Origin of the sequence: Cereibacter changlensis JA139 (assembly GCF_003034985.1) — a bacterium.
GTDB classification, from domain to species: domain Bacteria; phylum Pseudomonadota; class Alphaproteobacteria; order Rhodobacterales; family Rhodobacteraceae; genus Cereibacter; species Cereibacter changlensis.
On sequence record NZ_PZKG01000004.1, the window covers coordinates 61,188 to 73,775 of the forward strand.

The window sequence follows — 12,588 nt, forward strand, 5'->3', positions numbered from 1 at the left end:
CGGGGCGGTTACTCCGCCGCCTCGGCCGCCGCCGCTTCCGTCGCCTGGATCTCGGCGGCCTTCTGTTCCACCAGGCTCACGATCTCGTCGATCATCCGCTCGTTGCCGAGCTTGTGCACCTGCTTGCCGGCCAGATAGACCATCCCCGACCCGTTGCCGCCGCCGGTGAAGCCGATATCGGTCATCAGCGCCTCGCCCGGTCCGTTCACCACGCAACCGATGATCGACAGGCTCATCGAGGTGGTGACATGCGCCAGCCGGTCCTCCAGCGTCGACACCGTCTTGATCACGTCGAAGCCCTGCCGGGCACAGGACGGGCAGGAGATGATCGTGACGCCGCGGTGCCGCAGCCCCAGCGACTTCAGGATCTCGTAGCCGACCTTCACCTCTTCCACCGGATCGGCGGAGAGCGAGACGCGCAGCGTGTCGCCGATGCCGTTCCACAGAAGGTTGCCTAGCCCCACCGCCGATTTCACCGTGCCGGAGGTCAGCCCCCCCGCCTCGGTGATCCCGAGGTGGATCGGCGCGTCGGTCGCATCGGCCAGCGCCTGATAGGCGGCGGCGGCAAGGAACACGTCCGACGCCTTCACCGAAATCTTGAATTCGTGGAAGTCGTTGTCCTGCAGGATCTTGATGTGGTCGAGCCCGCTCTCCACCATCGCGTCCGGGCAGGGCTCGCCGTATTTCTCCAGCAGATGCCGCTCCAGCGAACCCGCATTGACGCCGATGCGGATCGAACAGCCGTGGTCCTTGGCCGCCTTGATCACCTCGCGCACCCGGCTCGCGTCGCCGATGTTGCCCGGGTTGATCCTGAGACAGGCCGCCCCGGCCTCCGCCGCCTCGATGGCGCGCTTGTAGTGGAAATGGATGTCGGCGACGATCGGCACCGGGCTTGCCGCGCAGATCTGCTTCAGCGCCGCGGTCGAGGCCTCGTCCGGCGTCGAGATCCGCACGATATCCGCCCCGGCGTCGGCGCAGCGCTGCACCTGGGCGATGGTCGCCGCCACGTCATGCGTCAGCGTGTTGGTCATGGTCTGCACCGAGATCGGCGCGTCGCCCCCAACGGCGACCTTGCCCACCATGATCTGGCGCGACTTGCGGCGATAGATGTTCCGCCAGGGGCGGACGTGATTCAAGGACATGGGAACCTCGGGTCAGAGTTGCCCCATAGATACGCCCTGCGACGTCTCGGGGCAACCGCCTGCGCCAAAACGCCCTTGTTACCGGGTGTCGGCTTACTGGGTGTCGGCCTGGGCCAGCTTCACGAAGCGGGCGAGATCGGCGTCGCCAGTCAGATCGGCCTCGGCATAGCTCTCGGTCAGCGCGTCGGGCGTCAGCGCGACATTCTTCACCACCTGCGCTCCCGGCGCGGCCGGGCCGTAGGTCTTGCCGTTCACCGCGAAATACAGCGAGCCGGAATTGCCGGCGCGCAGCACGGCGGCGGCTTCCATCTGCGGCACCTCGTAGCGCTCGCCCGAGTCGAGGATCTTCTCGAAGAGCACCGTCCCATCGGCCGCGGAAACCCGCACCCAGGACGGGCGCACCGCCAGCAGCTCCACCTTCGGCGCCACCGGCTCCACCACCTGCACCGCGTCGGCCACGGCCTGCTCGATCGCCGAGGCGGTCGCTGCGGCCTGGATCGGCACGGCATTCGGCATCAGCCCAAGGTCGCGCGGGTTGATCGAGGCGATCGGCCCGTCGCGCGAGGTCAGCACCGGCACATCCAGCGCCTGAGGACGGTAGAGCCGCGCCATCAGGTCCGGCGCCGCCGCCTCCGCATCACTGGCCGCAAGCTCGGTCTCCGCCGCTTCCGGCGCGCTGCGCACCAAAGGCGGCACGCCGCTCACATTGCCCAGCGGGTCGATCTCGGCCACCACCTTCGGGGCCTGATCCACCGGGGCCAGCTGCACGCGCTGAACCTCCTGCAACACCGACCAGCCGCCGTAGCCGATGGCCCCGATCAGCGCCAGCAGCACCAGCACAGACCCGACGGCGCCGGGCTCGACATTGGCGAAGACGCTCTGGGTGCGGGGCACGAAGACCGCGTTCGGATCGCCGAGCGGGTCGTGATGTTCGGAGGGCACCTTGCGCGGCGGGCGGGCGGGCGAGGCCGCCGCCGACATGCCATGCGCAACGGTGAAATTCGCTTCGGCGCAGAAGCGGGTATAGGCCCATTCCGTGTCCATGCCGAGATAGCGGGCATAGGAGCGGACATAGCCCGCCACGAAACCCTGCGTCTCGAAGGCCGAGACGTCGCAGTTCTCGATGGCGGCGATGTAGGTGGCCTTGATCTTCAACTCGCGTTGGACATCGAGCAGCGACTTGCCCAAAGTCGCGCGTTCACCGCGCATCAAATCCCCCAGACGCAGCTCGAAATCGTCGAAGCCTTTCGGCTTGTCGATTTCGGCGGTCGAAGGTTTGGTCCTCCGCCAGTTCATGCGTATTGCCCGTCCCTGCCCCATGTCGCCTGAGCCTTTTTATCGTCCGACTCAGAAGCGTGCTATTGAGGAATAATTAGCACAGGGCAGAGACGTTTGCATCCGCAGAAGCGTTCAGGCCGACACCTCGGCGCGATTCAGCGCACAGTGCTGCCAGAGCACATCCATCGCCTTCACGACTGCGTCAATCTGCGCCGGATCGTGAACCGGCGACGGGGTGAAGCGCAGCCGCTCGGTGCCGCGCGGCACCGTCGGGAAGTTGATCGGCTGGACGTAGATGCCGAAGTGCTCCAGCAGCATGTCCGAGATCATCTTGCAATGGATGGGGTCGCCGACATGCACCGGCACGATATGCGACCCGTGGTCGATGATCGGCAGGCCCAGCCCCTTCAGCCGCATCTTCAGGATCCGGGCGTGCAGCTGCTGCTTGTCGCGCAGGCCCTGGTCGGTCTTGAGATGCTTCACCGAGGCCGCGGCGCCGGCGGCGATGGCCGGCGGGATCGAGGTGGTGAAGATGAATCCGGGGGCATAGGAGCGCACCGCGTCGATCATCTTCGCACTCGCGGCGATGTAGCCGCCGAACACGCCATAGGCCTTGCCCAGCGTGCCGTTGATGATGTCGATCCGGTCCATCAGCCCGTCACGCTCGGCCACGCCGCCGCCGCGCGGGCCGTACATGCCGACCGCATGCACCTCGTCGATGTATTTCAGCGCGCCGAACTCGTCGGCCAGATCGCAGATCTCCTTGATCTTGCCGAAATCGCCGTCCATCGAATAGATCGACTCGAAGGCGACGATGATCGGCCGGCCCTTCTCGATGCCGCTGAGGATGCGGCGCAGGTCGGCCAGGTCGTTGTGCTTGAAGATGTGCTTCTCGGTGCCCGACCGGCGGATGCCCTCGATCATCGAAGCGTGGTTCAGCTGGTCCGACACGATCACCAGACCGGGGAACAGATGCGGCAGGGTTGAGAGCGTGGCGTCATTGGCGATATAGGCCGAGCTGAACACCAGCGCCGCCTCCTTGCCGTGCAGGTCGGCCAGCTCGGCTTCCAGACGCTTGTGGTAGACCGTGGTGCCCGAGATGTTGCGCGTGCCGCCCGACCCGGCGCCGGTGGCGTCTAGCGCCTCGTGCATCGCCTCCAGCACCACCGGATGCTGCCCCATGCCGAGATAGTCGTTGCCGCACCAGACGGTGATGTCCTTCTCGGTCCCGTCCGGCTTGCGCCAGGTTGCGTTCGGATAGGCGCCCTTCTGCCGCTCGATGTCGATGAAGGTTCGGTAGCGGCCCTCGGTGTGAAGCCGGTTGATGGCGGTGTCGAGTGCCTGATCGTAGTTCATTGAACTGTCTCCCTGACGCCCGGTCTGCCGGGCCAGCTGGGTGCATTGTGTAGAGATCGTTAAGGCTTCAGCCTTGATACTGATCAAATCCTAAATCTTGTGCCGGGCATTTGACCAGTACGGTAAATGAACCTGCGTCAATCGGCCACCGTCACGGTGCAATCCTGCACCCCCTGCCCCATGGCGGAACAGGCCCGCAGCGCCGTCTCCGCCGCCCCCGCACCCTTCCCCAGCCCCCAGACCCCGGTCGAGGCCGAAACGGCCATCGCCCGCGCGCCGCGCCGGCCGTAGTCCTTGCGCAGGGCCTCGGTCGCTGCGGCCGACAGGGTCAGGGGCTGCGGCTGCCAGCCGGCGGGCCGGATCAGCGCCACCACGGCGCAGGGCGCGGCGCCCTTGCGCTTGGCCTCGCACCCGGCCAGCGCCGCGGCCGAGGCCGCCTCGGTCGTGTGGTAATTGGCGGCGGCGACCGTCGCCTCGACCATGATGCCCTCGTCGGGCGAGACGGCGATGGCGCCGTAGTAAGCCTGCTGCGACCCGACCATCCGCAGCATCTCGGCCTGATCCGCTGGCAGGAAGCTCTGCGGCAGCAGCTCCACCTCGGCCTTGCCGGGGGCGAAGACCATGTCCCGCGCCGCCTTGCCGCCAACCGTCTGCGCCATCCCCGCCTCGGTCATCGCCGCCAGCAGGACCACGCCCGCCACCATCGCCTTCGCCTGCATGCCGTTCCTCATTCGCCGCCACACGGGGAGTTTACCGCAGCCCTGCGGCACTGGACAGGGGCGGCGGGCCTGTTAGGGTCTGCGCCGAAATCACAAAAAGGATATGTCATGTCGCTGGATGCCGTTCTTGCCCGGATTGACGAAACCCTTCCGCAAGCGACCGACCGGCTGATCGACCTGCTGCGGATCCCGTCGATTTCCACCGATCCCGCCTTCAAGGCCGATTGCGACCGCGCCGCCGACTGGCTGGTGGCCGAGCTGGAAAGCCTCGGCTTCGAGGCCTCGAAACGTCCGACCCCCGGTCATCCGATGGTCGTCGCCCATGCCGCCGGCGAAGGTCCGCATGTGCTGTTCTACGGCCATTACGACGTGCAGCCGGTCGATCCGCTGAACCTCTGGCACCGCGATCCCTTCGATCCGGCCATCGAGGAAACCCCGAAGGGCCAGGTGATCCGCGGCCGCGGCGCCTCCGACGACAAGGGCCAGCTGATGACCTTCATCGAGGCCTGCCGCGCCTGGAAGGACGTGCATGGCGCGCTGCCCGGCCGCATCACCCTCTTCCTCGAAGGCGAGGAGGAATCGGGCTCGCCCTCCCTCGTGCCCTTCATGAAAGAGAACGCCGCCGAACTCACCGCAGACATCGCGCTGATCTGCGACACCGGCCTCTTCGAATCGAAGAGCCCCGCCATCGTCACCATGCTGCGCGGCCTGATGGGCGAGGAGCTGACGATCCGCGGCGCCGACAAGGACCTGCATTCCGGCATGTATGGCGGCGTGGCGATGAACCCGATCCGCGTGCTCGCCCGCATCATCGCCGGCCTGCATGACGACACCGGCCGCATCACCCTGCCCGGCTTCTACGATGGCGTGACCGAGCTTTCCGACGAGATCCGCGCCCAGTGGCAGAACCTTGCCTTCGACCACGCCCGCTTCCTCGGCGATGTCGGCCTGTCGGAGCCCGCGGGCGAGCAGGACCGCACGCCGCTGGAGATGATCTGGTCGCGCCCGACCTGCGAGGTGAACGGCATCTGGGGCGGCTATACCGGCGATGGCTTCAAGACCGTGCTGCCGTCCGAGGCCCATGCCAAGATCAGCTTCCGCCTCGTCGGCCAGCAGGACCCCAACGCGATCCGCGAGGCCTTCCGCGCCTATGTCGAGGCCCAACTGCCCACCGATTGCGAGGTGGAATTCCACGGCCACGGCAATTCCGCCGCCGGCCAGATGCAGATCGACCACCCGGCCTTCGAACAGGCCCGTCAGGCGCTGAGCGAGGAATGGGGGCTGGCGGCGGCCTATGTCGGCTGCGGCGGCTCGATCCCGATCGCCGGCTATTTCAAGACCGTGCTCGGCATGGACGCGATGCTGATCGGCTTCGGCAAGGATGACGACCAGATCCACTCGCCGAACGAGAAATACGATGTGGAGAGCTTCCACAAGGGCATCCGTTCTTGGGCGCGCGTGCTGGAAAAGGTGATGGGATGAGCGACAGCCACGCCGTCGAAGACGCCGACCTGCGACCGCGTCCCGAGATCGAGATCCGCGACGCGGGCCCCAACGACGAGGCGGCGTGGCGCGAGCTCTGGGGCCAGTATCTCGCCTTCTACAAGGTGAAGATCGCCCCCGAAGTCACGGACCAGACGTGGAAACGTTGCCTCGATCCCGCCTCGCCGCTCACGGCGCGGCTGGCGGTGGCGGGCGAGCGGGTTCTCGGCTTTGCCATGTATCACCACCACCTCAGCACTTGGGCCCTCGGCCCGGACTGCTATCTGGAAGACCTGTTCCTCTGCCGCGAGGCCCGCGGCCTCGGGCTGGGCCAGGCGCTGATGGACGACCTGATCGCCATCTGCAAGGAGCGCGGCTTCGACCGGCTCTACTGGCACACCGACGTGAACAATCACCGCGCCCGCAAGCTCTACGACAAGCTCGCGGCGGCGGATGGCCATGTGCGCTATCGGATCAGCTTCTGAGGAAGCCCCAAAATGAAAGCGGCTCAACCGGAAGGTTGCGCCTGCTTTGGCATCGTCATCTGGGGAAGAAGTGGCGCGGTTGACGGGGCTCGAACCCGCGACCCCCGGCGTGACAGGCCGGTACTCTAACCAACTGAGCTACAACCGCACATTTCTTCACTCGAAGACCGAAGTCTTCACGTCCGGGCGGGCGGCGGATGGTGGCGCGGTTGACGGGGCTCGAACCCGCGACCCCCGGCGTGACAGGCCGGTACTCTAACCAACTGAGCTACAACCGCGTAGCCATCCAAGCCGCCGCTCGAACGTGTGGGGGTATTACGCAGCCCCGCGGGCGGCGTCAAGCGGGGCCGGAAGATATTTCGCGATCATCGATCCGGCGCCGGAATGAACTCCGCATCGTCGTTCGGCGGCAGCCGGAACCGGCCATGCGCCCAGTCGCCCGCGCGCCAAGCTTCCTTGGCCGCGGCGATGCGCTCCTGCGAGGAGGCGACGAAATTCCACCAGATGTAGCGCGGCCCGTCCGGCGTGGCCCCGCCCAGCACCATGACCCGCGCGCCCTGCGCCCCGGCCTTCAGGGTGATCCGGTCGCCCGGACGGAACACCAGCATGCGCCCCGCCTCATAGGTCTCGCCCGCCACGGTCACCGACCCGGCCAGCACATAGGCCCCCAGATCCTCGTGATTGTCCGGCATCGGCAGGCTCGCCCCCGCCTCCAGCGCGGCATCGGCATAGATCATCTCCGACGGCAGCGTCACCGGCGAGCGTTCGCCCCAGGCGTCGCCCAGGATCAGCCGCACCGTCTTGCCCTCGCCCTCGAGGAAGGGCAGCGCCTCGGCGCCGGTATGGCTGAAGGCCGCCGCGTCATCCTCGCGGTCCTTGGGCAGCGCCACCCAGGTCTGCAGCCCGAACAGCGAATGCGGCTTCTGCAGCATCGTCCCGTCCATCCGTTCGGAATGGGTGATGCCCTGCCCCGCCATCATCCAGTTCACCGCCCCCGGCTCGATCCACTGATCGGTGCCGAGACTGTCGCGATGATGGATGCGGCCCTTCATCAGATAGGTGACGGTGGCGAGCCCGATATGCGGATGCGGCCGCACGTCGATCCCCTTGCCGGTCAAGAACTCCGCCGGGCCCATCTGGTCGAAGAAGATGAACGGCCCGACCATCTGCCGCGCCGCCGAGGGCAGCGCCCGGCGCACCTCGAAGCCGCCCAGATCGCGGGCGCGCGGCACGATCACCGTCTCGATGGCGTCGACGGCATCGCCGAGCGGAATGTCGTGGTCCAGTGCGGGGTTCCAGCTCATGTCGGCTCTCCTTGTCCTGCAGCCAATCTAGACCAGAACCGCCTCCGCCGCATCCATTGCCCCCGCGCGCCGGCTGTGCGCTGCGGCACAGGCCGCCGTCCTGTCGCGAAAGCGCAGTCCGACACGCGACTCCCCTTGCGATTTTCCGGGCGGAACCCTATGGGCATGGCCCATGAACCAGCATGAACGCCTCCTCATCATCGACTTCGGCTCGCAGGTCACCCAGCTCATCGCGCGCCGTCTGCGCGAGCTGAATGTCTTCTGCGAGATTCATCCCTTCAACAAGGTGGACGACGCCTTTCTGGCCGCGTTCGCGCCGAAGGCGATCATCTTCTCCGGTGGTCCCTCCTCGGTCTTCGCCGAGGGCGCGCCGATGCCGCCCGCGGGGGTCTTCGACCTCGGCGTGCCGATCCTCGGGATCTGCTACGGCCAGCAGGTGATGATGCACCTGCTCGGCGGCAAGGTCGAACGCGGCCACGGCACCGCCGAATTCGGCCGCGCCTTCGTGACTCCGACCACCGACAAGCTCGACATTCTCGACGGCTGGTTCGCCGAAGGGCGCGAGCAGGTCTGGATGAGCCATGGCGACCACGTCTCGCATATCGCACCGGGCTTCAAGGTCTTCGGCACCTCGCCCAACGCCCCCTTCGCCATCACCGCCGACCCCGAGCGCCGCTTCTTCGCCGTGCAGTTCCACCCCGAGGTGCACCACACCCCCAAGGGCGCGAAACTCTACGAGAACTTCGTGCGTCTCGCGGGCTTCACCGGCGACTGGACGATGGGCGCCTATCGCGAGGACGCCATCGCCAAGATCCGCGCCCAGGTGGGCGACGCCAAGGTGATCTGCGGCCTCTCCGGCGGCGTCGACAGCTCGGTCGCCGCCGTGCTGATCCACGAGGCGATCGGCGACCAGCTGACCTGCGTCTTCGTCGATCATGGGCTGCTGCGGCAGGGCGAGGCCGAGCAGGTCGTCACCATGTTCCGCGACCATTACAACATGCCGCTGATCCATGCCGACGAATCCGACCTGTTCCTGAACGCCCTCGAAGGCGTCTCGGACCCGGAGGTGAAGCGCAAGACCATCGGCCGTCTCTTCATCGACGTGTTCCAGAAACACGCGCATGAGGTCGGCGGCGCGACCTTCCTCGCCCAGGGCACGCTCTACCCGGACGTGATCGAATCGGTCAGCTTCTCCGGTGGGCCCTCGGTCACCATCAAGTCGCACCACAATGTCGGCGGCCTGCCCGAGAAGATGGGCATGAAGCTGGTCGAACCCTTGCGCGAGCTCTTCAAGGACGAGGTCCGCGCCTTGGGCCGCGAGCTCGGCCTGCCCGCCAGCTTCATCGGCCGCCACCCCTTCCCCGGCCCCGGCCTCGCCATCCGCTGCCCGGGCGAGATCACCCGCGAGAAGCTGGCGATCCTCAGGAAGGCCGACGCCGTCTTTATCGACCAGATCCGCAAGCACGATCTCTACGACGAGATCTGGCAGGCCTTCGTCGCGCTGCTGCCCGTGAAGACCGTCGGCGTGATGGGCGACGGGCGCACCTACGACTATGCCTGCGCCCTGCGCGCGGTGACCAGCGTCGATGGCATGACGGCGGATTACTACCCCTTCACCCACGACTTCCTCGGCGAGACCGCGACGCGGATCATCAACGAGGTGCAGGGCATCAACCGCGTGACCTACGACATCACCTCGAAGCCGCCGGGCACCATCGAGTGGGAATGACCCGAAGGGTCTGAACGGAACAGCAAGGGGCGCGGGCCGAGACCGCGCCCCTTCTGCGTTCCGCCGGGCCGTGTGAGAACCCGGATCTTGCGCCCCCACCGAGAACAGTTTCCCATAGAGGCCGCCACCGTCACCCTCGATGGGAACCCATCTTGGCTATCGGCAAACATCGTTCCGCGACGGGCCCTCTCAGACCGAGTGTTCACACAGCCTCCTCCCTTGCAGCGCCCCCGCTGCAAGCTGCCCGCCACCGGGATGTCGCAAGCGCAGACAGCCGACGGTTCCCAAGCTGCCACTGGCGGCGGCCCCTGAACTGCCGGCTGCGGCGGCAACACCCTCGACAAGCGCCGCCCCAGCTTCCACCATGGCGAAGCCCCCCCTGTCCCGACCCTGTCCCGAGGTTCCCCCATTCCCGCCCTTCTCGCCGCCCTGCCGATCCTCACCGTGCTGCTGGCCATGGCCGTGCTCCACCGCTCGGCGGCCATCGCGGGGGCGGCGGGCCTTGCCGTCGCGCTGCTCCTGACCCTCGCCGGCTTCGAGCTGACCGCCAGCTCCGGCGCGGCCCTGCCGCAGGCCGCGACCGGCATCGGCGCCGAGGCGCTGCATTCCGCCGCCACAATCCTCTGGATCATCCTGCCGGCCCTGTCGATCTACGAGCTGCAGCGCCGCTCCGGCGCGGTCGACCGGATCCGCGCGCTGCTTACCGGGCTCACCGACGACCGGCGGCTGCTGGTGCTGCTGATCGCCTGGTTCTTCGGCCTGTTCATGGAGGGCGCCGCCGGATTCGGCACCCCGGTGGCGCTCGGGGCGCCGCTTCTGGTCGGGATCGGCCTGCCGCCGCTGCGCGCCGTGGTGCTGGCGCTGGTCGGCCATGCCTCCGGCGTCTCCTTCGGCGCGGCCGGCACGCCGCTGCTGACCCAGGCCGCGATCACCGGCGTGCCGGTTGAGGCGATCGCCCTGCCCGCCGCGCTGCTGCATGCCGCGACCGGCGGCATCCTGCTGCTGACCCTGCTCCTGCTCGCCGACGACCGCCGCCTCTCGCGCCGCGATCTCGGCTGGGGCGGGTTGGCGGCGCTCTGCTTCTTCCTGCCCTCGGTCGCGCTGGCGGCCTTAACAGGGCCCGAGCTCGCCACCTTGGGCGGCGCGCTCATCGGCTGCGCCGGCTTCGTGCTGCTGCTGCGCCGCTTCGGCCCGGCCCGGCAGCCCCGGCCGCTGCCCGCCGGAGCCTTGGCCGACCTCGCCCCCTATGCGATCATCCTCGGCCTCGTGCTGCTGACCCGCATGGTGCCCGCGGTGCAACAGCCGCTCTCGGCCCTCGCCCTGCGCTGGACCCTGCCCGGCGGCTTCGCCGGCAGCTTCCAGCCGCTCTACCACCCGGGCACGCTGCTCGCCGCCGGGCTGGTCGCCGGCGCCCTCCTGACCGGCCGCGCCCGGCTGCTGCCGCCCGCCCTCGCGGCGGCGCTGCGCCAGCTTCTGCCGGTGGCGCTGGCGCTGGCGGTCATGCTGGCGCTGGCCCGGGTCATGGTGCATTCCGGCATGGTGCTGACGCTGGCCGAGGCCGCCGCCCACACCGGCCCGGTCTGGCCACTGCTGGCCCCGGCGGTGGGCGTGCTCGGCACCTTCGTCACCGGCTCGGCCACCACCTCGAACATCCTGTTCTCCGAGTTCCAGCTCTCCACCGCCACGGCGCTGTCGCTGCCCGCGCCGCTGCTGCTGGCCGCCCAGACCTTCGGCGCAGCGATCGGCAATATCGTCGCGCCGCACAACATCATCGCCGGCTGCGCCACGGTCGGCGGCAAGGGCGGCGAGGGCCGCATCCTGGCTCGCACACTCGGCCCCTGCCTCGCCTGCCTCATCGCCGCCGGCCTCCTTCTGACCGCCGCCACCGGTTGAGCCACGCCCCCGTAGGGTGCGCATTCATTGCGCACCCACCCGACCGCCAAGGAAGCCGAATGCCCTCGTTAAGCCCCTAACAAAACCCTAAATGAGCTCCCTGCCCGCCACGATCCCGTAGGGTGGGGTTTCCCCCCACCCGCCGCCCGCCTCCGGGGCGGGGTGAAACCGCCCTACCAAGCCGCCCCGTAGGGTGCGCATTCATTGCGCACCCACCCCGACCTCAACCCGTCAACAAAACCCTAACGCCCAACAAATTCCCAAACCAAACCAACACCCTACCGCGCTTTTCACGCGTGAAAATCACCGCATCGCCGCCGTCGCGGGCGCCAGAGCCACGGTCGCTGCGCGCCCCTCCACCGACCAGGCCAGCAGCGCCCGCACCGTCTCCTCCCGCGTCTCGCCGATCACCGCCGCCCGCCCCTCCTGCGCCGCGCGGAAGGCCGCCCGGTCCAGCGCCTGCCGGATCGCCGGGGCCTCGCCGCCCGCCTCCTCCAGCCGCCGGAACAGCGCCAGCGTCGGCAGCCCCTGCCGCCGCGCCGCCTGATCCGCCGCGTTCAGCCCGCGGTCATAGGTCACGAGCCCCCGCCCCTGCCCGGCGACCACCGTCGCCACCTCGGTCGCCAGCCGCCGGTCGGCCTGAAAGCCGGCCTCCGCCAGATCCACCAGCGCCACCGCCTCGGGCAGCGCCGCCGCATGGGCGGCGAAGGTCACCTCCAGATCCGCGGCGGTCGCCCCCTCGGGGATGCCGGTCGCCAGCATCAGCACCTCCTGCCCCGCCGCGCGATAGATCGCGGCGGCTGTGGCGGCGTCGGGAGCCAGCGGGTCGATGACGAAGCTGACCGGGAAGGGCAGCGCCGCCAGAGCCTCGCGGTCCACCCCCGGCCCGCCGGTGTCGCGCAGCAGGATGGCGAGCACCGGCCGCGCTTCGGGATTGTCGAAGGGCCGGGCGAAGGCCCGCGCCGGCGGCAGGGCCTCGTCGATCTCTGCCGGAGAGACCGTACCGATCTGCGGCAGGCTACTCGCCGCGCCGGGCAGAACCGATGGATCGGCGGGGCGCGGCGGGTCGGGCTCGAGCCGGCGCGGGGCCAGCATCGCCAGCTCCTCCGCGGTCAGCGGCGGCGGCGGCGGCAGGTTGGTCCGGCCCGGCAGCGGCTCCTCCGCCGGCGTCTCGGGCCGCGCCGCGCCGGCGGGCAGCGC

General features: G+C 68.7%; 10 protein-coding genes and 2 tRNA genes. 4 read left to right on the forward strand and 8 right to left on the reverse strand.

The window, feature by feature from the left end:
* Window positions 1-8 precede the first annotated feature (8 nt).
* From ispG to C5F48_RS01910, 4 genes are all read right to left on the reverse strand, one after another.
* Window positions 9-1,142 (reverse strand): flavodoxin-dependent (E)-4-hydroxy-3-methylbut-2-enyl-diphosphate synthase, encoded by a 1,134-nt coding sequence (gene ispG / locus C5F48_RS01895; protein WP_107662213.1) that lies wholly within the window; start codon window positions 1,140-1,142, stop codon window positions 9-11.
* Between the two features lie 93 nt (window positions 1,143-1,235).
* The gene (locus tag C5F48_RS01900; RefSeq protein WP_107662214.1) at window positions 1,236-2,438 is read right to left on the reverse strand and encodes a helix-turn-helix domain-containing protein; all 1,203 of its coding nucleotides are present in this window, start codon (window positions 2,436-2,438) and stop codon (window positions 1,236-1,238) included.
* Between the two features lie 114 nt (window positions 2,439-2,552).
* Window positions 2,553-3,776, reverse strand: coding sequence for a 5-aminolevulinate synthase (gene hemA, locus C5F48_RS01905; RefSeq protein ID WP_107662215.1), 1,224 nt, complete (start codon window positions 3,774-3,776; stop codon window positions 2,553-2,555).
* 137 nt (window positions 3,777-3,913) lie between these two features.
* On the reverse strand, window positions 3,914-4,495 hold the full coding sequence (locus C5F48_RS01910; protein ID WP_170139654.1) for a 5-aminolevulic acid synthase: 582 nt from the start codon (window positions 4,493-4,495) through the stop codon (window positions 3,914-3,916).
* Between the two features lie 108 nt (window positions 4,496-4,603).
* On the opposite strand from C5F48_RS01910, the gene C5F48_RS01915 reads away from it, so the two are divergent.
* Both C5F48_RS01915 and C5F48_RS01920 read left to right on the forward strand, forming a co-directional pair.
* Window positions 4,604-5,977, forward strand: coding sequence for a dipeptidase (locus C5F48_RS01915; protein WP_107662216.1), 1,374 nt, complete (start codon window positions 4,604-4,606; stop codon window positions 5,975-5,977).
* Window positions 5,974-6,462, forward strand: a complete 489-nt coding sequence (locus C5F48_RS01920; RefSeq protein ID WP_107662217.1) for a GNAT family N-acetyltransferase — start codon at window positions 5,974-5,976, stop codon at window positions 6,460-6,462. Before C5F48_RS01915 ends, C5F48_RS01920 begins: the two co-directional genes overlap by 4 nt.
* 71 nt (window positions 6,463-6,533) lie before the next feature.
* Here C5F48_RS01920 and C5F48_RS01925 read toward each other — a convergent pair.
* The 3 genes from C5F48_RS01925 to C5F48_RS01935 form a co-directional block, all read right to left on the reverse strand.
* A tRNA-Asp gene (locus tag C5F48_RS01925) sits at window positions 6,534-6,610 on the reverse strand.
* Window positions 6,611-6,663: 53 nt separating this feature from the next.
* Window positions 6,664-6,740: transfer RNA gene (locus C5F48_RS01930), tRNA-Asp, on the reverse strand.
* A gap of 87 nt (window positions 6,741-6,827) precedes the next feature.
* On the reverse strand, window positions 6,828-7,766 hold the full coding sequence (locus C5F48_RS01935) for a pirin family protein (protein WP_107662218.1): 939 nt from the start codon (window positions 7,764-7,766) through the stop codon (window positions 6,828-6,830).
* A gap of 172 nt (window positions 7,767-7,938) precedes the next feature.
* On the opposite strand from C5F48_RS01935, the gene guaA reads away from it, so the two are divergent.
* Complete coding sequence (gene guaA / locus C5F48_RS01940) at window positions 7,939-9,495, forward strand: glutamine-hydrolyzing GMP synthase (protein WP_107662219.1); 1,557 nt, start codon at window positions 7,939-7,941, stop codon at window positions 9,493-9,495.
* A gap of 408 nt (window positions 9,496-9,903) precedes the next feature.
* A complete protein-coding gene (locus C5F48_RS01945; protein WP_107662220.1) occupies window positions 9,904-11,388 on the forward strand; it encodes an L-lactate permease in 1,485 nt (494 codons plus the stop codon).
* A 303-nt stretch (window positions 11,389-11,691) separates the two neighbouring features.
* Here C5F48_RS01945 and C5F48_RS01950 read toward each other — a convergent pair.
* Window positions 11,692-12,588, reverse strand: an 897-nt coding sequence (locus C5F48_RS01950; protein ID WP_181247665.1) for a divergent polysaccharide deacetylase family protein, incomplete at its 5' end; no start/stop codon positions are given.

Excerpts from the sequence above, each read along its gene's own strand:
- C5F48_RS01935 (WP_107662218.1), bottom strand. The coding sequence starts at position 7,766 with ATGAGCTGGAACCCCGCACTGGACCACGACATTCCGCTCGGCGATGCC.
- ispG (WP_107662213.1), bottom strand. The coding sequence starts at position 1,142 with ATGTCCTTGAATCACGTCCGCCCCTGGCGGAACATCTATCGCCGCAAG.
- guaA (WP_107662219.1), top strand. The coding sequence starts at position 7,939 with ATGAACCAGCATGAACGCCTCCTCATCATCGACTTCGGCTCGCAGGTC.
- hemA (WP_107662215.1), bottom strand. The coding sequence starts at position 3,776 with ATGAACTACGATCAGGCACTCGACACCGCCATCAACCGGCTTCACACC.
- C5F48_RS01910 (WP_170139654.1), bottom strand. The coding sequence starts at position 4,495 with ATGCAGGCGAAGGCGATGGTGGCGGGCGTGGTCCTGCTGGCGGCGATG.
- C5F48_RS01920 (WP_107662217.1), top strand. The coding sequence starts at position 5,974 with ATGAGCGACAGCCACGCCGTCGAAGACGCCGACCTGCGACCGCGTCCC.
- C5F48_RS01900 (WP_107662214.1), bottom strand. The coding sequence starts at position 2,438 with ATGAACTGGCGGAGGACCAAACCTTCGACCGCCGAAATCGACAAGCCG.
- C5F48_RS01915 (WP_107662216.1), top strand. The coding sequence starts at position 4,604 with ATGTCGCTGGATGCCGTTCTTGCCCGGATTGACGAAACCCTTCCGCAA.